Origin of the sequence: Nocardia sp. NBC_01503 (assembly GCF_036327755.1) — a bacterium.
Classification (GTDB): domain Bacteria; phylum Actinomycetota; class Actinomycetes; order Mycobacteriales; family Mycobacteriaceae; genus Nocardia.
The window spans coordinates 149,281-174,582 of sequence record NZ_CP109597.1; the positions used below are offsets into that span (position 1 = coordinate 149,281).

The 25,302-nt window shown below is 64.3% G+C and carries 27 protein-coding genes; 13 read left to right on the plus strand and 14 right to left on the minus strand.

Translation table 11 applies throughout. The features are described 5' to 3' along the window. Positions 1 to 202: 202 nt before the first annotated feature. The 6 genes from OHB26_RS39540 to OHB26_RS39565 all read left to right on the plus strand — a co-directional run bounded on the left by OHB26_RS39540 (position 203) and on the right by OHB26_RS39565 (position 5,580). On the plus strand, positions 203 to 439 hold the full coding sequence (locus tag OHB26_RS39540) for a hypothetical protein (protein ID WP_330185994.1): 237 nt from the start codon (positions 203 to 205) through the stop codon (positions 437 to 439). A 1,362-nt stretch (positions 440 to 1,801) separates the two neighbouring features. Further along, positions 1,802 to 2,761 (plus strand): replication protein RepA, encoded by a 960-nt coding sequence (locus OHB26_RS39545; protein ID WP_330185993.1) that lies wholly within the window; start codon positions 1,802 to 1,804, stop codon positions 2,759 to 2,761. Positions 2,762 to 3,323: 562 nt separating this feature from the next. Beyond that, a complete protein-coding gene (locus OHB26_RS39550) occupies positions 3,324 to 4,136 on the plus strand; it encodes a hypothetical protein (RefSeq protein ID WP_330185992.1) in 813 nt (270 codons plus the stop codon). Further along, complete coding sequence (locus tag OHB26_RS39555; protein WP_330185991.1) at positions 4,136 to 4,576, plus strand: hypothetical protein; 441 nt, start codon at positions 4,136 to 4,138, stop codon at positions 4,574 to 4,576. Before OHB26_RS39550 ends, OHB26_RS39555 begins: the two co-directional genes overlap by 1 nt. Before the next feature lie 207 nt (positions 4,577 to 4,783). After that, positions 4,784 to 4,972, plus strand: coding sequence for a hypothetical protein (locus OHB26_RS39560; protein ID WP_330185990.1), 189 nt, complete (start codon positions 4,784 to 4,786; stop codon positions 4,970 to 4,972). Positions 4,973 to 5,184: 212 nt separating this feature from the next. After that, on the plus strand, positions 5,185 to 5,580 hold the full coding sequence (locus OHB26_RS39565; protein WP_330185989.1) for a helix-turn-helix domain-containing transcriptional regulator: 396 nt from the start codon (positions 5,185 to 5,187) through the stop codon (positions 5,578 to 5,580). On the opposite strand, the gene OHB26_RS39570 is transcribed toward OHB26_RS39565, so the two are convergent. Together OHB26_RS39570 and OHB26_RS39575 are read right to left on the minus strand one after the other, a co-directional pair. Further along, positions 5,577 to 5,873, minus strand: coding sequence for a hypothetical protein (locus tag OHB26_RS39570; protein ID WP_330185988.1), 297 nt, complete (start codon positions 5,871 to 5,873; stop codon positions 5,577 to 5,579). The genes OHB26_RS39565 and OHB26_RS39570 overlap by 4 nt on opposite strands. Positions 5,874 to 6,209: 336 nt before the next feature. After that, on the minus strand, positions 6,210 to 6,503 hold the full coding sequence (locus OHB26_RS39575) for a hypothetical protein (protein ID WP_330185987.1): 294 nt from the start codon (positions 6,501 to 6,503) through the stop codon (positions 6,210 to 6,212). 757 nt (positions 6,504 to 7,260) lie between these two features. On the opposite strand from OHB26_RS39575, the gene OHB26_RS39580 reads away from it, so the two are divergent. From OHB26_RS39580 to OHB26_RS39590, 3 genes are all read left to right on the plus strand, one after another. Then, entirely contained in the window at positions 7,261 to 8,061 is an 801-nt protein-coding gene (locus tag OHB26_RS39580) for an RNA polymerase sigma factor (protein ID WP_330185986.1), read from the plus strand. A gap of 14 nt (positions 8,062 to 8,075) precedes the next feature. Next, entirely contained in the window at positions 8,076 to 9,044 is a 969-nt protein-coding gene (locus OHB26_RS39585; RefSeq protein ID WP_330185985.1) for a hypothetical protein, read from the plus strand. A 206-nt stretch (positions 9,045 to 9,250) separates the two neighbouring features. Then, positions 9,251 to 12,121, plus strand: a complete 2,871-nt coding sequence (locus OHB26_RS39590; protein ID WP_330185984.1) for a CHAT domain-containing protein — start codon at positions 9,251 to 9,253, stop codon at positions 12,119 to 12,121. Positions 12,122 to 12,172: 51 nt separating this feature from the next. Here OHB26_RS39590 and OHB26_RS39595 read toward each other — a convergent pair whose 3' ends face one another. Further along, the gene (locus OHB26_RS39595; RefSeq protein WP_330185983.1) at positions 12,173 to 13,405 is read right to left on the minus strand and encodes a hypothetical protein; all 1,233 of its coding nucleotides are present in this window, start codon (positions 13,403 to 13,405) and stop codon (positions 12,173 to 12,175) included. Continuing rightward, positions 13,402 to 13,605, minus strand: coding sequence for a hypothetical protein (locus OHB26_RS39600; protein ID WP_330185982.1), 204 nt, complete (start codon positions 13,603 to 13,605; stop codon positions 13,402 to 13,404). Before OHB26_RS39600 ends, OHB26_RS39595 begins: the two co-directional genes overlap by 4 nt. A 913-nt stretch (positions 13,606 to 14,518) precedes the next feature. Here OHB26_RS39600 and OHB26_RS39605 point away from each other — a divergent pair. Then, positions 14,519 to 14,794, plus strand: coding sequence for a hypothetical protein (locus OHB26_RS39605; protein WP_330186051.1), 276 nt, complete (start codon positions 14,519 to 14,521; stop codon positions 14,792 to 14,794). Here the strand turns inward: OHB26_RS39605 and OHB26_RS39610 are convergent. Further along, positions 14,736 to 15,221, minus strand: coding sequence for a hypothetical protein (locus OHB26_RS39610; protein ID WP_330186052.1), 486 nt, complete (start codon positions 15,219 to 15,221; stop codon positions 14,736 to 14,738). The two genes, OHB26_RS39605 and OHB26_RS39610, sit on opposite strands and share 59 nt — an antisense overlap. After that, complete coding sequence (locus OHB26_RS39615; RefSeq protein WP_330185979.1) at positions 15,218 to 16,072, minus strand: RNA polymerase sigma factor; 855 nt, start codon at positions 16,070 to 16,072, stop codon at positions 15,218 to 15,220. Before OHB26_RS39615 ends, OHB26_RS39610 begins: the two co-directional genes overlap by 4 nt. Before the next feature lie 399 nt (positions 16,073 to 16,471). Here OHB26_RS39615 and OHB26_RS39620 point away from each other — a divergent pair, with 399 nt between their 5' ends. Then, a complete protein-coding gene (locus tag OHB26_RS39620; protein WP_330185978.1) occupies positions 16,472 to 16,615 on the plus strand; it encodes a hypothetical protein in 144 nt (47 codons plus the stop codon). Positions 16,616 to 16,733: 118 nt separating this feature from the next. Here OHB26_RS39620 and OHB26_RS39625 read toward each other — a convergent pair whose 3' ends face one another. Beyond that, positions 16,734 to 16,940 (minus strand): hypothetical protein, encoded by a 207-nt coding sequence (locus OHB26_RS39625; RefSeq protein ID WP_330185977.1) that lies wholly within the window; start codon positions 16,938 to 16,940, stop codon positions 16,734 to 16,736. A gap of 307 nt (positions 16,941 to 17,247) precedes the next feature. Between OHB26_RS39625 and OHB26_RS39630 the strand changes: the two genes are divergently transcribed. Both OHB26_RS39630 and OHB26_RS39635 read left to right on the plus strand, forming a co-directional pair. Further along, entirely contained in the window at positions 17,248 to 18,339 is a 1,092-nt protein-coding gene (locus tag OHB26_RS39630; protein WP_330185976.1) for a hypothetical protein, read from the plus strand. 228 nt (positions 18,340 to 18,567) lie between these two features. Continuing rightward, positions 18,568 to 19,536: a hypothetical protein gene (locus OHB26_RS39635; RefSeq protein ID WP_330185975.1), complete on the plus strand. Its 969-nt coding sequence runs from the start codon at positions 18,568 to 18,570 to the stop codon at positions 19,534 to 19,536. 1,506 nt (positions 19,537 to 21,042) lie between these two features. Here OHB26_RS39635 and OHB26_RS39640 read toward each other — a convergent pair. The 7 genes from OHB26_RS39640 to OHB26_RS39670 all read right to left on the minus strand — a co-directional run. Beyond that, positions 21,043 to 21,189, minus strand: coding sequence for a hypothetical protein (locus OHB26_RS39640; RefSeq protein WP_330185974.1), 147 nt, complete (start codon positions 21,187 to 21,189; stop codon positions 21,043 to 21,045). Between the two features lie 261 nt (positions 21,190 to 21,450). After that, positions 21,451 to 21,675, minus strand: coding sequence for a hypothetical protein (locus OHB26_RS39645; protein ID WP_330185973.1), 225 nt, complete (start codon positions 21,673 to 21,675; stop codon positions 21,451 to 21,453). Between the two features lie 60 nt (positions 21,676 to 21,735). Continuing rightward, complete coding sequence (locus OHB26_RS39650) at positions 21,736 to 22,230, minus strand: hypothetical protein (RefSeq protein WP_330185972.1); 495 nt, start codon at positions 22,228 to 22,230, stop codon at positions 21,736 to 21,738. A 739-nt stretch (positions 22,231 to 22,969) separates the two neighbouring features. Continuing rightward, positions 22,970 to 23,395 carry a hypothetical protein gene (locus OHB26_RS39655; protein ID WP_330185971.1) on the minus strand — a complete coding sequence of 142 codons (426 nt, stop codon included), beginning with the start codon at positions 23,393 to 23,395 and terminating at the stop codon, positions 22,970 to 22,972. Positions 23,396 to 23,800: 405 nt separating this feature from the next. Continuing rightward, entirely contained in the window at positions 23,801 to 24,406 is a 606-nt protein-coding gene (locus OHB26_RS39660; protein WP_330185970.1) for a recombinase family protein, read from the minus strand. 236 nt (positions 24,407 to 24,642) lie between these two features. Further along, the gene (locus tag OHB26_RS39665) at positions 24,643 to 24,897 is read right to left on the minus strand and encodes a hypothetical protein (protein WP_330185969.1); all 255 of its coding nucleotides are present in this window, start codon (positions 24,895 to 24,897) and stop codon (positions 24,643 to 24,645) included. Between the two features lie 110 nt (positions 24,898 to 25,007). Next, a partial coding sequence (locus tag OHB26_RS39670; RefSeq protein WP_330186053.1) for a hypothetical protein occupies positions 25,008 to 25,302 on the minus strand: 295 nt, incomplete at its 5' end.

Genomic DNA, 25,302 nt, shown 5'->3' on the forward strand with positions numbered 1-25,302 from the left:
CCGAGCGACACCCGCCGCGCGGGGGAAAGCTATCGGGAATCTTCCAGCTCAGATGGTTACGGGGGTGGACCGAAAAACCCTCGGCAACATTGAATTTCAGGGCGGATCGACCGTCTCGGTCGCCGCGCCGGTGCGGATCGGCGACCACGGTTTGGTAGGTCGCGGGCTGCCGATCCGCCCGGGATGAAGGCCACACAGAAGGGTGACCACGTTGATCGTGCCTCCTAGACCGGTCGATCCGATAGACCCCGCACCGCCCGATCCGCGCGAACGGCGAAACGCCGTGCTCCGGCGCGCGGTCGATGCTGTGGTACTGCTGGTGATCATCGCCAGCATGCTGGTGCTGGTGCTCATCGCCCACGCGGACCAGCAGATCCTTTTCGCCGCAGGAGGTTTCATCCTCGCGGTCGGCGGGCTATGGCTGAGATTCCGCCGATGACACCTACCTGCTGATGCGAGAGCCCCTGGCGCGCACCAGGGGATCCGTACGTGCGCGCCGCACGGAAATCGAGCGCAGACGAGTCGGCCACTCCCGCGGGTGATTTTGTCTTCTGTTTTCAGTACCGGCTAAGCCGTACTGTCTTACCGGTCTGGTTTCGTCCGAAATGTCTTGTGTGCCATCGGTAATAGCGTTGTCGGCAGGCAGGGTTGCAGTACTTTTTGGGGCCGACCAGGGGTACCGGGCCGTGATCGTGGCAGCCGTTGCCCGCACGCTCGGCACAACTCGTACTCCGCGAGAATCTCCCCGCCGTACAGGTACGGCGCGAGCGCCTCTCGGACATCGGGAATACCGTTCGGATGGGACCGACCTCCTCTTGTCACCGTCAAGTGCCTCGGTCCGGTCGAATCGATTGCGGGAGTATGGAAGTGGTGACCTGACCATCGAGTTGGACGGGCAACACCCTCAGCGCTGGTGCGGAGTCCGGCGGCGATGAGCGGTGCGCAGACCTACGCGCTCGCTGGGGTCAGATCCCCGATGCCCGTGCGCGCCGATCCGCCCGGCGACGGTGGTCTCGATGAGTATCGGATGACGAACCGCCTCTGGAAAGCAGCTGCGGGAGGCTCGTGCCGAAGAATTGCAATCCTGTAGTTTCCACAGCCGCGGCGAGCCTACTACAGGATTCTCTTCTACAAGAGAGAACTATAGGGTCCATCGAAAAATGTGCCTTGACCTGCAATTTCATTGTGTCGTGGTGACCCTTCTAATGCGCGGTAGTGACCCTTGTAATGCGTGGCTTCCTGGGGAAATGCATTTCGGCGGTGACCCTTCTAATTTGTGGATAGACCCATTCGGCGGCCGATTTATCCACAGCATTTGCGGGACCTGTCCACGCATTAGAGAGGTCACCCCATGGGCGCGGCGGGCGCATTACAAGGGTCACCGCGCTCCACCGGCGGTCTCGCTGGGCAGCGCATCGGAAGGGTCACCACCGTGAGTCCTGCGCATTAGAAGGGTCACCCTGGTTCATTCAGAACTCACACCACGCATTAGAAGGGTCACCATGGGTCTTCAATGACCGAAGATGCGCCCGTCAGTGGATGGTTGAGCCCTCCGCTACGCATTAGAGGGGTCACCGGCGTCCAGGCACGCGAGCCCAGCCGTGCGCGAATCAGAAGGGTCACCGGGCGGCCGGTATGTACTTGCACAAGGTTGTAAATTTCGCGCATTAGAAGGGTCACCGCGACGGTGGCGGACACTAGCGGGCCTGTCCAGAGCCCTGTGCGGGGGTGGTGACCCCTCTAATGCGCGGCGGTGTGTTCTTCGAGGTGACCGGTGACCCTCTGAGGCATAGTGGTGGCCATGGCGCGACCAAAACGTGACGAGCTGGCGCTGATCCAAGCCGCGGACTTGTTGCAGCAATCCGATGACCAGGAGCTGGCGTTCACGACACCGTTCCTGGCGCAGGCGTGCCTGCCGTATCGGAACCCGGGGGATATCCCGGTGTGGAAGCGCCGCAATGGCGGGGTGGTGCTCACCATCCGGCCCGGCTATGTCGAAGACCCCAAGACCGGCGAATCGCGTTCGCTGGGCTACCCGAGCGGGGTCATCCCGCGCCAGCTCATGTTCTGGCTCATCACCGAGGCCCGGCGCACCAAGTCACCCGAACTGATCCTCGGGGACGGTGTGGTGGAGTTCTTCCGCCAGCTCAAACCAGGTGGCGCGACCTCCGGCGGGGACACCGGCAGTCTGACCCGACTACGCACCCAGACCGAGAAGCTCCTGCACGCGGCGATCAGCGTGCGCAGTGAGCGCCCGGGACCGGACGGGGAACCTGCGGTGCTCATCAAGAACCTGTCCGTGGCGCATCAGGTCATGTTGTGGGGCAGCGAGAAAGCCGGCACCGACCGCGCGGTGGTCCAGCTCTCGACCGACTTCTACAACGAGATCCTCGAGCGTGCCGTGCCACTGGACATGCGCGCACTGCAGCTGTTCGGCGACGACGCCTGGTGCATGGACCTGTACATCTTCCTGACCTATCGGTTCGCCACCCTGAACCGGACGATCACCATCCCCCTGGAAGACCTGAGCGCCCAGTTCGGCGCCGCACGCAAGCTCGACACGAAAGAAGCCCGGTACAAATACCGCAAGGCCTTCGACAAGAAGCTGGCGCGAGTGCTGTCGGTATACCGCGACGCCAACGTCGAATCGACCCCGGCCGGACTGGTCCTGAGCCCGAGCAAGACCCACGTGCGGTTCAAGGGATTGCGCACGATGGAACTCGGGACCACCAACCAGTTGACGCTGGACGCCAGCGCCTGACCTGCGCGCGGAACAAGGTATGACCCTGATACCCGGTACGGGGGAAGTGTTCTCGGGTATGGCAACCACGAAAATCGCGCTCAGAGTGGACTCGGTGGCGCTGTCGCGCGTCAGATGGGACAGCAACGAGAGGGCCTCGAATGCGGCCGCAATAGCGGCATATCCGCGTTCTATCGCCTCCTTCCCTCGGTCATGGCCGCCTCTGTCCGGGGAGTGCTCGGGGTGGTTCCAGCTCCGGGAAATCCACTGTGGCTCCTCTTCTCGAACCCCGCCCTGCCGAGCGGGTGGCCTCCCCCGGGGAGAGTCGAGACGTGACTTCGCAGTGGTCGAACTGGTCGATCTCGCACAGTTGTAGGCAGGTCGTCACGCGCACATCCCGGGGACTGGCGGCAAGAGCCATGTGAGGTGCTGGCCGCCTGCGAATGCCCCGGGTGTGTCGAGCGCGTGGGTGCCTATAACAGGGAAAGCCGGTCATACACGGATCGGTAAAAGTCGAGAGGTGTTCTGGCATGGCCGGATCGAGGCATGTGATGAGCGATCACCCACCCGAGCTTCAAACGTGATGCCCACGGACAGCCCTGAAACCAACGTGCTCGGAAGTTGGTTTCGGGGCAAGAAGCGAGAAGTCCCCGAAAGCGCGGCCTCAGCTACGACATTCGCGTTGGGTGTAGTCCCCGGTGTCGAAGCCGCGATGGCCGACGCCGAGCTATTCGAACTACTACGGGCCACCGGTTTCAAGGGTCGCGCATGGGACCGATTCGCTCAGGAGGCGGCTCGTTATGCGGTCTCGGTGCTCTCCGCCTGGATGAGCAGTGGACAGATCTCCCAGGAGATCAGGGCCAAGGGGATACCTATGGTCTTCGACACTGGAGAACTGCAGCGGCTGGCCACCGATCCCGATTTGCGCGCTGAGTTCGCCAATATGGCTGTCGCCAGGAGTCTGCACAAATTCCGTGAAGATGGTCGTGTCGGGAAAGGATGGCGCGCCGACGGAGGAACCAACCTGCGGTCATGGATCCTCGGCAAGAGCGTTCTCGCGGTCGTCGACGAACTCAAGAAGGATCGGCGTCGGCGCGTTCGCGAACTGAAAGACCTGCTCGCTGCCGCTCGCGTCGAGCGACTACGGCTCGATATGGAGGCTACATCCGATCCGCTGCTCGATCGGACCTGCAGCAGCGAGTTCGTCCTTTCACACCTGCACGACTTGCCCAACCAGCGAGACCGCAACATCGTGTGGGGCAAGGCCGCAGGGCACTCCAACGCCGAGATCGCCGAGATGTTCGGAGAGCGATCCGCCAAAGCAGTCGCGAACAGGTGGACCAACTTGCGAGGCAACTACGAATGGGTCCGACGACTGAATGGCAGGGAATCCTGATGCAGAACCACAAGGGACCGGACGAGTTCGAGATCGCAGCCCGCATCGATGAGTTGATGGCACGCTCGTCTTTCGGACACAAAGGCGCCAGCCTCGTTCAAGCGAATATCCCGGTCGAACGCGCTCAGGACGTCGTGGATCTGGTCGACCGCATCGACGAGATCGACGACATCGATGACGCGACACGGCAGCGACTCACGCACCAGGACGTCAGCCTCTCCCCTCAGCGGCGCGACATCCTCACGCTGTACACGGCGGGCGCGAGCGTCGAGGAAATAGCAGCCGTTCTCGGGATCCCCCTCCACGATGCGCGCCGTGATCTGCTGTTCATCAAGGATCTGGTCGCTCACATCGCCTCCAAAAACGAACCCAGCGCACATGACCCGCGTGACGAGGACACGCAGCAGTTCTGGGTGGCCGACTTCCAGCATCATCCATAGAGCAACGCGCTGTTCGGATTCAACTTCGGTGCGGCATAACAAGATACGGGCGCGGCGCCGGTCGGCGCGGCGCCCGTAATTTCGCGCATGCTCTGGTTGGACGGGCCACGGCCGCCGGTTTCCGTGACGCGCCGGGGCACCGCAATTCCCCGGATCGGTCCCGAACCTTGTACGCGCAGTTGACAGCGGCCCATAGTCCTGGAAGTCGTGTCCTCTAGTTCCGCTGCCTCCGCGTTCCTGCCCGAGACGATCGATGCGGTACTGGATCGCGCCTGCCGTGATGTCGGTCTGGACCCGGCCGGGGCGAGGTTGCTGAGGTTGGGTGAGAACATGCTCTACCAGCTCGAATCCGCGCCGATGGTGGTGCGCATCGGCCGCGATGTGACACCAGGGTGACGCGGTCAAAGAGGTCGCCGTCGCGCAATGGCTTGCCACGCAAGGGTTCCCCGCCCACACGGGCCGCCTGACCGAGCCGTGGCGCGGATTCTGATAGTTGCCTCGCGTTGTTTTGGTGAAGCAGTTCACGAAAATTGGCAGTGTTTCCACACCCACTCAAGGCGTAACATATATGGTACGAACAAGGTTTTAGTGAGAGGAGGCGAGCAACCATGAGTGAGCAGAGCGTTTTCTGGGACGATCTGGCCGAGGACCTGAAGGACCCGGACTTCTTGCGTGAGTTCGTCTTGGAGTCTGTGCGTATCAAGACCGTCGACTCGATTCTCAACATGCTCGATCAGGCACGCGAACAGTCCCAACTGTCGAAAGCGGCCCTGGCCCGGGCCGCGTCGATCGAGCCCGCCGCGGTGCGCCGACTGCTCAGCGCTCGCGGCAACCCGACTTTGCACACCGTGTCGGAGCTGGCCGCTGCGCTGGGATTGCGTCTGACACTGGAGCCGTTGGACGGCCGTGGTGGCGAGATTCTCTCCGATGCGCTCGTGTCCGGCATCGTGAGTGACCTTCCTGGGCTCGGGGACGCCGTCGAGCAGTTCGACCGGGCTAGTTAGATCAGTGACCGGGGGTTGGTCGCGAAGTACTCATCGCCCAGCGCCCGGACCCGATCGTAGTCGGCTGTTGAGAACATGCCCAGGAATGGCTTGCTCATCCCCGTGATGACCACCAACAGGGGTTTGTTGCGTCCTTGAGCGTCATAGTCGAGCCGACAGAATAGGCGGTGGTGCTCGCGGTCCGGGCCGTCGCAGCGTACTTCGAACCAGCCGGCCATCTCTCCATGCATCGCCTCCCAGTAGCCGCCGCCGCGGAACCTTTTCGGCGGCGCCTTCGCCACTGCCACCAGCACGCTGGAGAACTTTGCCCGTACCGGGACAGGCAGCGCTCGAAGATAGACCCGCCCCGGTGCCTGTCCTAGTGCCGGCTGCAAGAAATATGCGATGTCGTGGTGATCGTCGGAAGAAGGTCTCGCCTGAGCAAGGACGGGGGCGGGGGAGCGGGGCGCGGACCTTGTCCGTCGGCCTCGCTTATCCGGCGACATCGGTCAATCATCGAGGGTGTGGCCGTGCGGGAGCGCAAATTTTGGGAAACCTGCCCACGATCGACCCAGCGGTGCGGCGCTGATCTCCTCGACGGGTCGCTGGGCATCGGATTCCGCCAGTGATCGTCGCTGCTGCGTCGATCCTCACCACTGTCGTCGGCCCGCGATGCCTGCCGGTTTGCGGCCACCGACAGAGCGGTGGTGTCCGGGTGCCGCCGAGCCGATCTTGTTGTGTCGCTGTGATTGTGAGGGGGCGGTGAGGGCGGGTTTGGTGTTGCGGCCGGTGCACAACAGCACTTCGCGTGCGTCGCGGCGGCGCACCGAGTCACGGTGTCCGACCGCAACCAGCCCGGCCCACAGCCGTACCGGGCCATCGCTGCGCAACCACCACACCATTCCGCCGACGGCACCAGCGGTACCGAAAATTGGATCAATCATGCACCCCACTACGTCCGGTTCCCACCCGTAGTGACGGTGCAGCAAATATTGAGGTCCGCCGCACACGCTGTCACAGAACACGACGTCGCCACGTATGGATCATCGAGACCGACCGATGATCCATTTCCTGCGGCGCTCTCGTGCTGTCCCTTTCTCCGATCCCGCCTGCGCACGGTGGAATCGATCACGCGCACACGGGTGCGGTTGCGGGAATCGTTCGGCGCGTAGCGATTTCGATGCGGAATACAGGTGAGAGATGGGGGCGTGTCACAGATCCTCGGTGGATTCACGTAGAGGCAGATGCCAGGCAGTTCGCCCGGCAACCGCACCACCACCGGAGCCGCTATGTCCCCTACCTCCCACCCCCGACGTGCCCACCGGTTCCCGATTTGTGAGCGCACCGGCAAACGTCGGCTGCGTGAACACAAGGACGTTCACCTCACCCTGCAGCGCATGAGAGTGACCCGCGCACATGCCGAACTGGCGGGTACCGACATCAGGCGCCGCGAAGTCCGCGGATACCCCTGCGGTCACTGCGGCGGATGGCACCTCACCTCGTGGCCGACATCCGATCAGCCGCCCTCGACCTCATGAGGAACCACTGCTCGGCCCGGGATCCGGTGCCGAGCACACCTCACCCTGCTATCCGGTGGGAGCGAATTCGCTTGTCTACCCGGGTTTCCGGTGTGTGTCACAACCGCACACAGCGCCGACGTACTTCACACCAGCGACTTGCTCTCACCCGGACAGGAGTTCGATGTCAAACCCGGAACTGTTGGATCCCCTCGAACCTCACGACATACCCGGCGCGTCGCAGGCGCGTCGCTCCTTCGAGAACGAATCCCGTGAAGCCGACCTCGCCCGCCGACGATACGACTGGTTCGACACCTTCTACGCCACGCACAATCCGTTGATCGTCAGGCTGTCGTGGTTCTGGCATGGCGCATTCAGGTTCCTCAATCCGCAGGACGTGGCACAGCAAGCGTGGACCAAACTGCTCACCGCGCCGACCCTGGATCCGGAGCGGCACGAAGTATCGACCTTTGTCGCTGTCGTGGTGCGGCACGTCGCGTACGACCTGGCCCGCCAATATCGCAATCAGCAGCAGCGGGACCAGCCCTTGGATAGGCAAGACGAGCAGATCATGAGCACGATCACCGTCGACGCCGGAACCGGGGAGGAGATCGACCTTCTCGATCCGGTGCGCCGGATCTGCGCTCGGGCCGGTCTGTCCGACAAACACGGCGAGGTACTGCTACTGGTGCATGGCCTGGACCTGTCCAACGCTCAGGTTGCCGAACAGCTCGGCACCAGTGAGAACAATGTCCGCCAGATGAAGTCGCGGGCCGAACGAGCCATCCGGCAGGCGACGGGGCTGACGCCCCAGGAGCTTCGCGCGGTCAAGCTGTTCCGCCGCCACTTTCCCCAACCGGGGCGCCAAGGACCCCTCGAGACGATCGCAACCGAGATGAAAATCTCGGTGTCCCAGTGCCGATGCCTCCTCGGCGACGCCCGATCCAAGATCACCGCCTTCCTCACGCACGGCGACGAAAATTAAGGCAGGAAACCCACATGCACGATGATCTCAACGAGACCGATCCCCTGGCCGACGAACTCGGCCTCGACGAGCTACTGCTCATCGCCGGGCTGCCCGAGGGCCAGTGGCAATTGCCGATCCCCCGCGACGATCAGCGCACCCTGCTGCGCCGCCTGGCCTTGAGCGCGGCCTGGGACCGGGAACCGGAAGCCGAGTTGGTGTACAAGACCCGCCGGGACACGCTCCTGGTCCGGTTCCATGGCGCCCCCAGTGCCGTTGCGCGGGACTGGCACGAGCAGTTGTCGATCGGCTTCGACGTGGACGGACCGGACGCGCGCCTGACGACGCTGTGCCTGATCGGTATGCAGACCGGCGTACCTGCCGAGGTCCGGCAACTGGCCCAGCGAGTGCTCGGACCGACCGTATGGGCCGCGGCCGAGCGCCTGGCCGGTTCAGGCGCGGATCAACGGCTGCAGGTAGCGCTCACCCGGGACGAAGGCGCCGATCTGCGCCATGTTTGGGTCGCGACGCTGGCGAACGGGGAGAGCCTGCTCCCGGCCAGCCCTCAGGGGGGCGATGCTGCCGACGCGGTGACCGACGCCGAACTTGAGGAACTGATCGCCGAGTGGACCCTGCAGGTGTTCTCGGGAGCTCACCGCGGCCGCGACACCGATGAGGTGACCACCCACTTTTCGGCGGCCGACGGAGCCGAACGGGAAATCGCCGCCCTTGCCCAGTACGGAATTCATCCACGAATCACCTGGCGGATCGACAGTGGCGCCCCGAATCGGCTCATCATCCGCGCTGCAGCGCTCGACCTGGACAACGAAATCCCCACCGGCGTGGCCAGCGCGGTCGCCGTGCAGATAGCCGGGCAGCGGACCTGGTCGCCGTTCCTCGGCGATGAATACGGCGACCTCATCGCCGAGGTCACCCTTCCCGCCAATCACGGCGACGACGACCTGATTATCCGCATCAAGTATCAACCAACAGGGGACGAGTAATGGTCTGGTCAGAACCGAATCTGGTGCCGGTCATCGAGCGCGCGCTGCAGCAAGCACCTGCGACAGGTGACGAAAGACGCTGGGCTACAGCACTTCTCGAACAATGTATGCGGCTTCCAGGGGAAGCGTGCGAGGTCGCAGACCGGGCCGCGCGCGCGGTGCTGGCCACCGCCGACATCGACGAACGCAGCCGATGTTGGGCGAACATGCTGGTCCAGACGGCGGCCCAATCGCGTGACTTGCCGGCAATGGTGCTCGCCAGCTGTGGATTGGCTGCCGCCGGTGATCCGGTGCACGCCGCCATCGGTCTGGCCGGCATCGGCCGGCAGGCCCGGATTACGGGATTGCGTACGGCCGCGGAGTTGATCTATCTGGCACTGCTGGCGATCACTGACCGTGCCGACCCCGACACAGCAGCACCTGTCCTATCGGGTCCCACTGGCACCGGTGAGGGCGCAGTGGTCATAGCGCGCGCCTGGCATGTGTTGACGGACAGCGAAACGCTCGCACAGCACCTCGAGGAACAGTCGCGGAACACCGCAATCGCGGGTCCCGCGGACGGTCCGATCGCGGCCGGGCTGTGCGCGGCGGCGGCATGCGCGCGGACGGCAAGCCGCAGCTACCCCACCGATTTTCAGTGGGCCCGCGGCCGTGCGCTGTACGGGATCGGATTCGCGCTCACCGTGCACGGCAGCGACCGCTTCGAGTCGTACCTGCGCTATGCAGCTGACCACCACGTCGCGGCGAGTGTCCGCGCGTCGCTGACCGAGCGCTGGACGCAGGGATTGATCATGAGTGGCCGCTGGTCGGAATCCTTGGCGCACCTGCAGGCAAGCCACGCCGAACTCGTCACCCAGGGCGCGGGCGCTGCGGCCGAGTCGGTGATTCTGCGGGGAATCGCCCGTGCCTGGCGCGTTGCTGGCGATCCCGAACAGGCACTGACGATCTCGGATCAGGCGGTGGCACTGGCCACGTCCCCGGGACTTTCGGCCGCCACCGTGGCCGGAATCTGGCTCAACCGCTCAGCGGTGTTGATGGAGCTGGATCAGAACAATGATGCCTACCATGCCGCGGCGCAGGCGTTCGAGCAGTACAGCAAGAATCGGCTCACCTCCGTCGGTCGGCTCGAAGCCGAGGCATACATGCTGCCTGCGGATCCGGATCGCGCTCGTGCAACGCGGCTGGCTCGCGCGCTCGTGGAACGGGACACGATCGAACTCCTGCCCAGACCGACTCGATCAGACGCCCTGGCCAGAGCCGCTGAGGTGCTCATGGCCAGCGATCCGGTGCTGGCGCTGGACGCGTTCCAGCGCGCTATCGGCACCGCCACCCCCACCCACCGCATCGCCGTCACCGCACCGCTGCGTGCAGCCAGGGCACTGTTCACACTGGCTGACCGCACCGGTATCACAGATGCGGACCCCGTCACCTATGCCCGGATGGCGGTCGTCGCCGCCGACTCCCAGCACAATCGGCTCCTAGGCGCGCAGGCCAAACTGCTCTGCGCACGCTGCCTGGCCGCCGATCCGGCTACCCAGCGCGAAGCGCTCACTCTCGGGTATGCCGCGCTCAAGGAGCTCGGTCAGACCTTGGCCGGGCTCACCGCCGACAGCGGCAGGCACGTGCTCACCAGTGTTCGGCCGGACCTGGTCGCCCTCTTCGATCTCGCAGTGGCCCAGCGCGACGGGGAGCTGGCGTTACGGGTCGCCGAGGCGGGGCGCTCGATCCGCCTGATGGCGATGCTGCGTATGAACCTCGATGATCTGCCCGCCGATATCCGCCAATCCTTCGCACAGATCGCCGTCGCTGAGCGCGCCGCCCAAGGCGACACTGGTTTCGGTGGCGCCGATCTCGATGAGGACGGTGACCGTGCAGCGCGAACCTGTGCGGTGCGGTCTCGCGACCACGCCTCGCAGGACCTCGAGCACTCGTACGGGCGAGTGTTTCGTGCGATGAGCACCGCGCCGCCGGCGGATCCTTCGACCGTCCGCCACCGTTTTCCCACTGCGCACATCCTGACCTTGCACGAGCTCGACGGCACCGTCCGCTGGACGTGGTGGCCGCCACATACGAAAGCCCCGTGGTGTGGGCGGCACGCCCTGCGTGCGCGTACCGAAGGACTCATCGCCGCCTACGCCGATGGCACAGCACGGACATGGCCGGGAGATCTCACCGGTCCGCTTTCGGTGCTCCTGCCCCAGGAGCTACAGCAGTTTCTGCTCCAGTCAGGTACCGATCATCCGATCGATCTGCTGGTCGCGATCTTCGGCAGGCTGTGGCATGTGCCATTGCTATCCGTGCCCATCGGCGCACACGGGCGCCCGCTGGTCGCTCACGCGCGCGTGTCGGTCATCCCCTCCCTGACCATGGCCGTTCATGTCGCCGAGCATGCGGCGACCATCTCCTCGCTGACCGAGCTGAGCTCGCACGTTGCCGTCACCGGGTACTGCCATCCCAAGATGGATGGCGCGCGCACCGAACGCCGCCTCCTAGAAGGCACGTGGCCTGCGTTCGTGCCGTTGGACAGGGTGGATCAGCTCGGTACCGCTGCCGACCTCACCGTGGCCGCCACGCACGCCGACGCCCTGCCGGGGCTGCGGCAGGCACTGCACGATCACACCGGCGGAACACTCAGTGCTGCACGATGCCTGCCACGCTCGTTCTCACCGATCGTCGTGCTCGGTGCCTGCTACGGCTTCGGGACCGTTGATGCGCAGTCCAGCGACGACGAACCGATCGGCCTGCTCACGGTCATCGGCGCGCGCGGTGCGGTGTGGGTGGTGGGTGGGCACCAGCGACTACGCGATCTTCCTATCGGATGGATCCTCGGCCGCACCTATGCCGCCATGGCCAGCGGACTCACCTTGCACGACGCACTGCGTACCGCCCAGCTCGAATACCTCACTGCCGCGGAGGGATCCGAGTCCAGTGACCCCGAGCTCCGGGCGGTGCTGGACACCGTACGCCGCGAATGCGGCCCCAGTGCCGCGGCCGCACCCTGGTGCTGGGCGCTGACCATTGTCGGACCGCCGCCCAAACGCAGCTGGCAGACACCCGGCCGCGCTGAGTTCAGCTAGCCTTCCGCGATCTTGTAAACCGCGCAAACCGGACTACTGAATCGGGGCGACTCAGCTCGGGTGTTCGGTCCGCGCCTCGACATCGTCGCCGGGGTGGCGGGAAACAGCGGTGAATGTCTGTTCGAGAGCGTCTCCGTAGCCCTGCAAGTACATCGCCGACCGCCGGAACGAGGTTTTCGGGAATCCGACAGGGTCGGCGATCGCGCCGAGATCTTCCGCGAGCAGAGGAAGCCACGCCACGATGCCCGCATTCTCCGGGGCCCTGCCGACCAGAACGTCGGCCGCGCCTGCCTTGTAGGGCCGTATCCACGTGGCGATGTCGAACTGGCACGCATCGAGTTCGTCGAACACGTGCCACGGCAGATCCCCTATTCGCTTGAGCGCTGCGGTGAATCCGTACTCATAATCCTGTCGCGCCAGGAGCGCCAGGTGGTCCTTCGCGTGGGTGATGAGCTGTTCCTGGTTCTCGTGGGGCGCGGGTTTGGCGGCCGAGGCCCAGCGGGCGATGTCCTTCTCGGACATGTGCTGAAGGTCGTGGTTATCGACCAACCGGTCCCAAGTGGTGTGGTAAATGGCGGCCAGGGTGCCTAGCGTGGTGATCGTCGGTCGGATGCGGTAGCGGCCGCGAGACAGGGGCCACGTCTCATATTCGGAGATCCGGCTCGCCTTCATGCTGGCTGAGGGTCGTCCGGTCAGCGCGTTGTATTCGGCGGCGACGCGTTCCTGGGTGAGCTCGTTCGCCAGCCGCCATGCCCGGCGCGGACGGTAGCCGAGCAGCAGCAATTCGCTGACGAGGCGTTCGAGTAGTTCGTCTCCGTCCAGGCCCGCGCTGATGAGTACGCGTCGTACGAGCTGACGTTTCTCAATACCGCTGTCGGGCCTGTATTCGTGGTCATGGCGCCAGGATCTCGCGCGTGCCTGGGAGATCACCTCGGGTGCTCGTGGCGGGTGGACGACCGATGTGGGGGGAGTCGAATTCTCTTGCGGGCCAGAAGGTTCGGGCTTGGATGTGGAGGCGAGTTGCTCCCATACACGCATCACTCGTTTGATGTCTCGTGGTTGGAGTTTGCATACCCGCAGGAGTCGTTCGAGGTACTCGGGTTTGCTCGGCAGAACGGTGTTCTGCGGGGACACATACCGGTAGGCGGTGCTGCGCGGGATGGCCGCGACCTCGGCGATGTGATTGGCGGTGCGCCCGGATCGCTGGTGAATGATCCGCAGCATCTCGAGGAACTCCGCCACTGTGGTCACCCGGGCTTCGAGATCTGGTGGTGAGGTGGTCATCGCCGCGGTCCTTCACCGTTGAGGAACACGCGTACGGCCTCGGACAGCCGGGACGAACGTACTGCCCCTGCCGAGGCCACGGCGGTGACGATCCCGGTCACCAGCGCCAGAGTGAGCGCGATGGTGGTGTTCGGGTCATCACCGGCGCGGATCAGCTCCCATGCGAACAGCAGGGCACCCAGACCCAGTACGCAGGTCACTGTCGCTTTCGGCCAGGTCCACTCGCGGCGGTGACCGGCCCGGGGCACCGCAGAGCCCGGGCCATGAGAGCGAGGTGCGTGGATATCGCGGGACGGGGAGCGGTCAGGCCGCCCGGGCTCGTTCATAGCGCTTCTCCGAGTTCGCGCGCACCGCGGACACAGCCCGGAGCGGGCAAACGCCCCGACGGTGGCACGGAACCGACCGCGGCGGATGAGCGCGCGGTCGCCTCGGCGATATCGGGGTGTTCGTGCGCTCTGCGCGCACCACACGGTGAGTGGTTGGCTTGCAGTCGAAGCCCTCGCGCAATACGAAGGCCCACACCGTGATCCGAGTTTGGCGTTCTCGACTCCCAGTGGCGGTTGTAGCCGCACCCCGACATTCCCACGGCCCCGGATGCGCCGCTACCTCTTCCGGCGAATCGTCCAGCGCCCCGGGCAACCGATGTTCCATACGAGAAATTACAGGCGCACCAGCTGTGAACCACCGAGCCACGTGTAGGACGCCAGATCGCCTGCGAACTGGGCATATTCGTGTCCCATGACACTCAGAGACGACGACAAATACTGCGGACGCGCTGGGGTTCATCCGCCACACCACCCCAAACAACAATAGGTTCATCGCCGTGGAGCTAGATGGGCGAGATCTCTGTTCGAGGTCTCCCTGGTTGGCATGCAGTCGAGCTTCAGGCGCGAGGTACTCCGTTGGCGTCGGACCCTCACATACGAGAGAAGAGCCCCGATCACTCCGAAGATCGGGGCTCTTCTCTCGTGCGCGTGTGATGCACCGTCGAGAGTTCATGCCCGACCCTTCATTACGAGTGAAAAGGTCGGCTCGACGCCCAGCGAAGCTATGAATCTGCTTGGGAAGCAGGAGTTCTACCATTGAACTACATCGGCGCAAGGTGGTTCGAGGGTGCGTAAGGTCCAGGACGTGCATGATCACCCGCTTGCCCGCATGGCCACCGTGGCCTGGCAGTGGGTTGTGGGATTGGCGGCGGCAGGCATCGGGCTTTTCCTGGCCGCGGGCATAGGTGCCCTGCTGGTCGCGCCCTCCAGTGCGGGCGCGTACGCGTTGGTCGCGGTGACCGTGGTGATGGCCACCGCATTCGCGGGCTGGGGCTGGGACAGGGTCACTGGATCGCGGTCGGGCCGTCGGCATCCGGCTCCTTCGGATCGCCCTCGGCGGTAGGGATTTCGCGGGCACTGCGGCCGGAGATCCTTCCCCTGACCCAGCTGGTTCCCACGACGCTGCCACCAGTGGCGACTACGCTCCACGCCGGCGATACGCCCAACACCCGCATGGCCACCGTGGCCCCGGCACCGATCAGGGCCACCGCGACGATCACGGCGAACAGCAATGCGATCGTCCGGAGCAGGACCACGGTGTTGCCGGTGATCCAGACCATCTGCCGCTCGAACAGATCCCACCCGTCCTGGGGTGCGTTGCCTGCCCGCAGGCTCTTCGGCACCGGGCGGGCGCGGTTGCGTCCTCGCCCGGATCCCACTGGATCCGATCGCGATGCCGCAGGGATAGGCCGCGTCCCGGAATCGCCGGGGCCGGTACCGGTGTGGGATTCGGGACCCGGCACTGGTTGCGGGGGTTCGGTCAGGCTCATCGGTGGCTCTTCGAGACGCGGGCGGTCTGCTTGGTCTTGCGCTTGCGCCCGTGGCCGACGGGCGCGGCGCCGAGGTCTTCCCAGACGCTCTGGCGCAGCCGGTATAGGCGCGCTTCGATAGCGCGTGTGCCGATGCCGAGTTCGTCGGCGATCTCGGCGTGGGTCTTGTCCGCGAGCAGCCCGGCGATGATGACCCGTTCCTCGAGGGTGGCGACCTTCAGGATCAGGCGCAGCCGAAAGCGGTCTACGACAACGGCATCGACCCCAGGCACGCGTACCTTGATGATCGCCTCCTGATAACCCGGCTCATGCAGCACGTCCTTGATCTGCTTGAGTCGCGTGCTGTGCCATGCGCGGTAGGCGTCGCGGAACTTCATCGCGCATGCGGTGATGAAGTAGGTGCCGAGCTTGGGGTCGGTGCTGCGGGACTTGCTCGGCTGCCACTTGCCCTTGCGCAGCTGGTCGATCATGAAAGGCACTGCCAGAGCGAGGGTGTCGACGACCAGATCGTTGCGGTGGTCGGCGCCGTCGTGCAGCGCGCGCGAGTCATCGAGACCGATATACATCTGGGGGAGCGCGGTGTGCACCCGCAGGATGCTGCGATCGCGCACCATGCCGCGCAGAACCCGCCACCCGTAGAGCCAGAGCTGGCGCTCGAACGCCTCGCACAACGGACCCGCGAAGCCCCGCATCCTCAGCTCGACGACGAGCTCAGCGTCGGTAGCGAACCCCAGGGCCGGCCCGAAAGTGACCGGCTCATCCCCATTTTGCATAAAAATCTCCAAGTCACGCGCGAGGATCCACGTCCCGCCCTGCGCGCCGCGTGCGGGCGTGGCCAGGTGAGGTTCCAACCCTCATCCCGGGTCTTACGCGACTTTCTATGGCAGTGCCCGGCAGAGACCCCACGAACTTTTTTCGAGCGAATCCGCGTCCGGTCTCCGCGGCGACTCCGGATCCATGGCAATCCGGTTTGCTACCGACCCGAGTGGTGGGTAGCTATCGGATTGCCTGCGTTGCTGAAAATGCCCTAGCCACCTTGCTGAACGCCATCGCCGAGATCTTTTCCCTACCTGCGTATTTCGGGTATTGACGGCGGATACCTGGATGATTAAGCTCTCACCCCAACGGGCACACCTATATCCCGAGATCTACCCCAGCTGATTCAGCTGGGGTTTTTTTGTGTCTGCACCCTGTTTGTAAGCCTCCCGCCACTGGCGGGGGGTTTTTGTCGTTGAAGGAGAACAACGAGCATGGAAATGCTGATCGCGCACGCTATCGAGGCGGGCGGGCCGTGGGTGATGCTGCTGGTACAGCTGCCGATCCTGGCGCTCATCGTCGGTGCGTTCGTGGTGACCATCTACGCGCTGAACAAGGCGCGCCAGCACGATCCTTAACGGCACCGAACTCCCTCGGCAGTACGTGAACGGCACTGCCGAGGCCAGAACTGTAAGCGGCTGAATCCCGTTGCCCCGCAATACTGGGCGCAAGCGGTGCGCTGGGAGGTTGGGCCGATCAGTAGTCGAAGTCCGGATCGGTGAGCAGCCGGACTGCGAACAGGACACCGGCACGGAAGTCCAGGGTGACCCCGTCCCCATCGTCGGTGTCGAAACGTGCGAGTGCAGCTTGGAGCTCGGGCACCTTCGCCAGTGCGGGATTGTTCGTGAGCTCTTCGAATAGGCAGTCCTCCGGAAGCCGCCCGCCGTAGACGGAGCGGTCCAAGCCTGGGCGTCCGAGGAAGCGGTCCGCGATCTCGCGGGCGAATTCGGTGCGGACTTCCTCGGCGGCGCGGCGGCGGATCTAATGGGCGAGATCGGACAGCTCATCAGCGAGTTCGGTAGCGCTCTTCCTACTCATCGCGGGGTATCTCTCCTCGACTTCCTGAAGTTCCGGTCGCGGTAGTGCCTTACGGACGACCGGCCGCGACATCAGATCATGTCCGGGTATTGCCGTAAACCGTGTGAAATCCTCTGGTACCCAATGGAATACATCCCGCCCAGGTGGCGGTGCGGGATGCCATCCTGGATCGATGGGCAGCGAGCAGGTGGTGTCGGCCAAGCAATCGGTACAGGTGGCCGAACAGTACGTGAAGGACACGATCGAGACCATGAACATCGGGCGCAGCAACCCCGAGGTCGCGCTGTTCATCGATCGACTGCGTGAGGGGTTCCTCGGTCGCGGTGCGCAGGATTCCCTGCGCAGCAGGACCTTCATCGCGCAGCTGGAAGCGATGGTCGGCGCTCAGCAGGCGACCCTGTTCGGGGTGACCGCGCAGACCGCCGAGGCTGCGCGGCTGTGGCGGCGCCATCGCGTGGTCTACCGGGTGCATCCTGGATTGGCAGACAGCCTGCTGAGCACCGAAACCACTGCGAAGGTGCCGTGCGAGGTCCTGGCGCGGCTGCCGCATCCAGATCCGTTCCTCGTCTTCCCCGAGCCGATCCCGGCCGACGCAGGGCCGATGGTCGAGCCAGAATTGGATCAGCTGGCCGAACCTCCGGTGTTCGTCGGCATGCTCGTCACCGGTATGACCGAGCACGAGCAGATCTGTTCCACCGCGGACCCCGATGTCCGGAATCTGCAAGTGGCGCTGGCCAGCCGGGTGCACTACGTCGGACGCCACCCCACCCACGAAGAAACAGTGGTCTTTCTGCCGCTATCGGGCACCTACAGCATCGACGAACTGGTCACCCGATTGCATGGTTTCGGCTCGCTCGGGCAGATTCCTCGCGAGAACATGCAGCGGGCCAGCAATCTGGCCATCAGTCTGCTGCTGTATCTATGCAGCGACCACCGTGACGCCCACGACCACCGGCCCGAGCCGGGCAAGCACGGCAAGAAGACCCGCCGCGGTGAGGACCCCACCATCATCGATCTGGGCTTCGACGTCGGTCCTGCGCTACACGCCGTCGGCCGCACCTCGGATGCCGAGTCCGCCGACACGGGTACCGGCGCAGGTGTGCGCGCACACCTGCGCCGCGCGCATTGGCATACCTATTGGACCGGTCCTCGGCAGTCGCAGACTCCGGTGGTGCGTTGGCTCCATCCGATCCTGGTCCACAAGGACGACCACCAGGGACGCCCGCTGGTGGTCGGTCTTCCCGAAACTGCGGAGCGAACCTAGTCCGTTCCCACCCGTTGTTTCGAAATCGTCGAACCACCCGCTTGGAATCGGTCGATTCCCCCGGCACCCAATCCGATGGCCGGAACTGTCGGAGGCGTTTGGAATTACAAGTGCAACAACAGTTTTCGAGTCCATGGCGATCGTCTGATTGTGTCGGGGGCCGGTGCGATGCTGGCGGAACAGCGCGCCGCAGGGGGCGCGGAAAGTTGGCGAGCAGGGAGGAACATCGTGACGGATATCGACGACGGAAACCCGTGGTCACGGCAGGGGGCGCGGTGGACGGCGTACCACTACCGGACCTTGATCACAGGGCTTGTGCAGGGCAGACCGTGGCGGGACATCGCCCGGAGTCTGGGCCGCACCGAGAAGGCCACCCGGGACCGGGCGAGCATGCTGATCGAGAACGGGGGCCGCGGCAAAGCATGTGATCGGCTGCGCGAGGCGATCGAAGCGGATCCGGGCTACGACTGGGACACCATCGCGCGCGGCAAGCATGCGGCGGCGGAGCTGCCCTACTGGGACGAAGAAGCCGAAGAGCTGCTGCGCACCATCTGGGAAGCCTCCACGCCGCCCCGGAACTGGTTGCGGCGCAACCGGACCGAACCCACCGGCATGGCCGAGCTGGTGGCCAGGCTGCCCGCGCCGGAGTTCGAGATCTGCGACCGCCTGGTCGAGCTCGGCTTGTCCCGCTCCTACGCCGAAATAGCCGACCGGCTCGGCTGCATCCCAGGCGGCGCGCTCGACCAACGTGCCCGCAAAGCCCGCGTGGACGCCCCGGTCGCCGAGTACATCCTGGTCGCCGCGGACGAACTCGGGAACATTGTGCACACCTCGCTGCACCCTCATCGCGACGACGCCGAGCACGCCCGCGGCATCGTCGAGGCCCGTGAAGCCCAGAAGGGGCCGGTCGGCAGCCGCATCACCCGCCGCGTGAACGGACGCATCTTCGACACCGACCTCGACGACGACTCACACACCCACGCCGCGGACCGACCCAGGAGGGACCTCGATCTCGCCGACGCTGACAGTGATGTCGAGGTGCCGGGGTTGGTGGATCTGGACGAGGCGATGCCCGAGCCACCGCGGCCCGACCCGGTCGTCGCCTCCCGTACCGAGATTCCGCGGATGCCAGAATCTCTACAACGCAGACTCCTGGGTTCCGGCGATGTGCCGCCCAAACTCCCGGACGAGGTGTAGCGCCGCCGACATACCAAATGCTGTGTCCGCCCGGTCGACTCCTCGGCCGGGCGGACTGCTGTCACGACCCCGGTGTGCCTCGCCAGCCGGGGCCGGGGCGACACGAAAGCGCGAAATGTTCGACACGCCCTATTTCTCCCAAGAGGTTTCGCGACTGCGTCACACAAGGGGGCAGGGCCGTCTCGGTGATGTCGGCGGACTAACCCTGCGGTGGTCCGATTCGCGGTGCCCTGATAGAGCTGCCAGTCCGCCTCCGCGCCTGGGCTTTTCGACCGATTTGCCTGTTCCCAGGCTTGGGGGTGATAACACGAGACCGGGCAGTTTGGTGGTAGGCGCGTCGGTGTGTCAGGTCGAAACGCCGGAAAAGTTTTGATCCAATAGTCCTGCCCTATCGGTGCCCGTATTGGTGCTGCCGAGAAGGGATTTCGATTCGGCAGGGTTCCGCGCCCGCGCAAATCGGAGACGGAGCGGCAATGGGAACCCTCGTGGCGGATCGGTAGTTATCCGTCGGGGAGTCGGGTCTAGACTGTCGCCTTGGATTCGACTCGCGCGTGCGTTCGATTTTTTGCCGAGTCCCTGACCTACACAGCCTCTTTCACGAGGGGCCCCAGGCCTGGCCGCCGCACCCGGCGGTGGCCATCGTAGGAAAGGGGCCCAGGTGGATTCCGATCCGTCTGAGCAGTCGGATCCCGAGACTCGGGACAGGCCTTCGGGTTTGGAACGAGTCAGGGCGGCAGTTGACCACTGGTGTCCGGTTATCGCTTCGGGATTCGATCTCGTGGCAGGGGTTCTCTACCTGTCCAACAGCGACAGCCTGGCCGAAGTGGCCAGGCTGTCGGCGGTGGCACTTCGCGCGATCAATGGTTTCGTAGGCCGTTCGCGCGGGTGACCAGCAGGCGCTCGGATCGTTGGGAATCCCGACGATCCGGGCGCTTTTCCTTTGTAGGACGCACATACGGTAACGCCGAGACTTCGGCGCAACTTCCGGCGGGACACCCATGTTGTGACCCGGGTTACAACGACTAATCGTGTAATCGTGTGCGCATCGCCCCGCGACAATACCCCCGTGATGGGGGTTAAGTTGACAGATAACGGGTCACAAGCTGGTGACATCTGCGATGCCATCCCGATGGGATCTGGTTGGCATCGCGATCCCATTCCGATGCCATCGCTGGCAGATCCCCAGCTCGGGGGCGGTGCGGGATGGGGCTCGCATCAGCCGAACCCCGGGCCTCGCACTGCTGCAAAGGATCCCGAAGGCAAGTCCGTAGGCCTTAACTGCGCCCCCAGATGTGGCTCGATCGCCCGGCGTGCCTGTCTCTCTGCGGACCTAGTGGGAACCCCGGACTCCTACACGCTGACCTTCGGTACCGGGCGCTCATCCCCCGCGGCGCCCGAAGCGATTACAACGCCATCGCTGCTGGTCCAGCCATATGTGTTGTGGCGATGCGGTTCGAGCTTTAGCGTGGATCCTGGCACCCGGTTTTTGACCCGGATGAGCTCGAATCACTGGCCGGAACGGTATTTCCGGTCGATCCCGGTGAGCAGCGCAATGACTTCGTCGGCGCCCGGCGCGGCGGACTCGTCCAGCTCGGCTTCGCCGGTCGGCATCACGAGGGCGAGTTCGGCGTTCTTCACTTCGGCGTGCACCACGGGGTCCCGGTAGTAATCGCCGAAAATCCAAATGATCCTGGTCTGCGTGGTGCTCGGGTGTCGGTGGTGGGCTATGGCGTGCGGCGGCTACGCACCATATGGGGGTCGATCAGTACTCGAACTGAGTAGGTGGACAAAGTTTGTCCACCTCACCTTGTCGATCGGGCGGCAGTCTTCATGCGCGGCCCGAAGTCGCCAACAATTCACATGTATGTATGTATGCATGTATGTGGTGTTGACCTGCAGTGAAGGCCAAAGTGATTACTCGGTCCGCTGTGTCCGCCACAGCAGGATGGACGCGGCGGCGCACAACACCGCCAACCCGATGAGCGCGGTGCCGGAGAAGAACTGCATCGGCATGGAGTCGGTGCTGATGACGGGGGAGGCGACCGCCAGAAGTACCGAGCCGATCGCGCACACCGGAAACGCAAAGCGCAAGACCGACGAGGAGCGGCGGAACCAGCGCGACACGAGCACCGCGATCACGCTGGGGAACCACAGAACCGCTCTCGCCCAAAACAGAATGACCATGAAGTCCGCCCTCGGCTACTTCGCCGCCGCGGTCGTCGGCGCGGACGATTTGACCGCCGCGCTGACGGTGACCTCGGGCGCGGGGGCATCCGGCGCGGGCGGCGTTTGGAGCTTGTCCACGACGGGAGCGACCGCGTCGTAGACGCTGCCCGCGAGGGACGGGTCGTGGGCGCTCATGCCGCCGTGCGCGTTGTAGTCCAGGATCTGGAGGTAGTCCACCATCTGCGGCCCGGTCAGCTCAATGGTCGCCATGCCTGTCGCCGGATCGTCGGTCAGGCTCTTCGGTTTGTCGACCTTCCTGCCGGAGTCACCAACGTGGTCGCTGTTCGTCCGAGACCAGAGGTCGTGCTCCATGTGTAGCTTGAACACCGGCACGCTGGCCGCCTTGTGTTCGCGATCGATCTGCTCCTTCGGCGAATCGGTCGCGCATCCCGCTACGGAGAGCATCGAAGCGCCGACCATGCCAATGGCGGCCAGCGTTCGGATGAGACCTGCACGGCGTGTGGTCATTCCTGGAATCCCCTTCCATCAGCGCATTTCGCGCACTTGCGCATCCAGGGTAGGGAGGGAGACCGACAGTCGTCTGCCGACGCGAGACTCGAAATACCCTGCAGCACAGTATTTTTCGCGCGAATGTGCAGATGTATCACCGAAATGCACATGCACTCCGCGCCGGAACGGTCTTACATGTAAAGAGCATGTAGTTCTACATGTGTGCCCTGAACTGGGGATATTCGTTTGTTTACCGCCGATGCGCTCCTGGTTATCGAAAGCCGCTCATGGGCGCAGCGTCGCGCCGGGGTCCAGCGGAAACGAGGACCGGACGGCGGATCTACCTGGATAGACGCGCTTTTCGTCGTCATCGCGGTGTCCTTCGCGGCGAAACCGATGACGGGCGACATGAGGGCTCGGTCGCGCACCTGTTTCCTGACGCGAAATCGCGCATTCGAGGGCGGCACGGGCGACGTGCAGTCCTTGTTCAGGACTGGGGAATTTTGGGGACCCAACACCAAGGTGTGACCGCGTATGGTGCTGAGGATGCGGAGTTCAGACGCGCACCTGGTGCTTCATCCGATGGCGTGGCGCGTCGTCGCGAGTGTCGCGAGCGCGGGGATCGGGATGCTGCTGGGTGCGGTGATCGGGGCACTCGCCTTCGGGCGCGGTACTGTCGGCGCCGAGTTCTCCGTCGTCGCAACGGTTTTGGCTACGACCGTGCTGTCCGGTGTAGCCATGAGGCAGAGCAATGCCTTTACGGCGCAGGGGTTTCCTCGGGTGCCGGACTCGGCGGATCATCGGGGAAGCTCTTCTCGTTGCGATCGGTGACGGATTTGAAGTGGCGCAGTGCCTTCAGTGCCCAACGGCCGACCGTGATCGACCCGAACACGGTGCTTGCGCTGCCACCCAAAACCCCCACGCCCACCGCTACATGCAACGGCATACCGGCGAGGTAGACGGCGGCGGCGATGCCCGCGGCGAAGATGACGAAGGCCGCCGCGCCCGCGATGATCAGCAGGATCAAGGTCGACTGCACGACCTTGAGCGTGTTCATGACGTAGTCGAGCAGTCCCTTGTAGTAGTTGTGGGTACCACGATTGGTTGCGCGCGTCAGCTGGCGATCGACCAGATCGATCACACTGTCCGGCGTCTGGCTGATCCGCGGCGTTATCGCGGACATGTCACCCTGCGGTTCGGGGGCATTCCGCAGGACGACATGGCGCTGGCGCGCTGCTCGCGGCGGTATGGCATGCCTGACGATCCGGGCAGGTGGAGGTGTCTCCCGAGTGGGAGGTGTACCGGACGCGGCAGGCGGAGGAACTGCTCCATGGCCACGGCGTCCACGACGTCGCCATCTGCGGGGCGACGGCGTCCCGGTATTGGAATCAGACATAAAAACCAGAAAGCCCTGATGCAGCAGCACCAGGGCTAGGACCCAATTTCCTGGAGGCTAGCACCTGGCATCGAATCGCACGTAATAGAAGAGCGGCGTTATGCATTACTTGATCCGGCGTCTCCGCAGTTCAGAGGGGTAGGAGTGTGACGACCTGGCAAAACGCCGTGACGTGTGATTTGTGTCACGCAATCAGGAGATGGGCTCTTCATAGCTCTGACCTGCATGTTTCTTGAGAGTGAGTTGACTCTGACTCTCGCTGAGTTCGGGTACATATTTGTAGATGGTGGATCGGGAAACTCCCAGCAGTCGGGCGACCGAGGACACGGTCTCCTCGGGGCGGGTGAGGATGGCACGGGCTTGGCGGATCTGCTCCTCGGTCATGGTGGGCGGGCGTCCGAGGCGCTGCCCGCGGGCGCGTGCGGCGGCCAGGCCCTCGTTGGTGCCCTGCACGATCAATTCGCGGATGAACTCGGCCAGCGCGGCGAAGACATGGAACACCAGGCGTCCGCCGGGGGTGGTGGTATCGATGGCCTCGTATAGGGAGCGGAATCCGATGCCGCGCTTGCGGAGTCCGGCCACGATCGAGATCAGGTCCTGCAGTGAGCGCCCGAGTCGATCGAGTGAAGGCACCACCAAGGTGTCACCGGCGCGCACGTACTCCAGGCACTTCCAGAGCTCTTCGCGTTCGGTGTCCTTGCCGGACTTCATGTCGGTGAAGATCTTCGCGCAGCCCGCCTGTTCGAGTGCGTGAATCAGGGCCGACGCGAATTGTTGGACACTCCGACTTTGCAACACGTTTTTCGACACCTTCCGGATTCGCCTCATTTTCGTGCGCGAAACCGGAATCCTTGCTGGTCACGAGACCGCGCCAGACGGTACGGCTCTCGCCGCCCATATGGCTTCGGCGTGCCTACTGCATCAGTGTTGAGAACCGATCGTTTTCCGAACATCTCGGATGGGCGTCATACCCCGAGCGCAACAGCGCCCGCCGACTTCTGTCGGCGAGCGCTGAGGATGATGCCGTAGGGCTATCAGGTCGTGAACGGTTGGGTCATGCCGGGGATGTAGATCTGGACCGGCTTGAACTCGTCGTCGCCGGGGAGTTTCACTCCGATGACGCCGCCCTTGGCGAGCACCGTCCACACGAAATGCAGGATGTCGATGCCGATGTTGAACAAGTCGCTCTTGGTGATGTGCGTCTTCTCGGCCATGTCTTCGACCAGCTTCTCGACCGTGGGCTTGGTCGTGATCGATGTCCTGCCCGCTGTTGCTCCCTTCACACCCATGTCGAACCTCCTTACTATGGGAAATAGGTCCGAGCCGGGGGTTGTAAAGGAACCCCCGGCTCGGTGGCCTATTCATTGAGTTGTCTATCTCCCGTCCGGACTCGCCCCGATTAGGGTTGATCCCGGCTGGAGTTACCGAGCAACTTCACAATCATGACCGTGACTCCGACGACCCCAATCAAGACCAGGACTGCCAGCAACACGATCAACAACACTGGCAAACCGGCGTACGTGCCGACGACAATCACTGCTACGGGCCCGAAGGCGATGAGCAGAAGCGCCAATCCAATTCCATGACCACCGATGGTGAGCTCGGTGCCCTTGAAGATCTTGAAGGTCGCGCCGCCGCCGCCGAGGAGTTCGTTGATCCTGATGTAGGCGCGCCCCGGGGGAAGTGCATTCCCT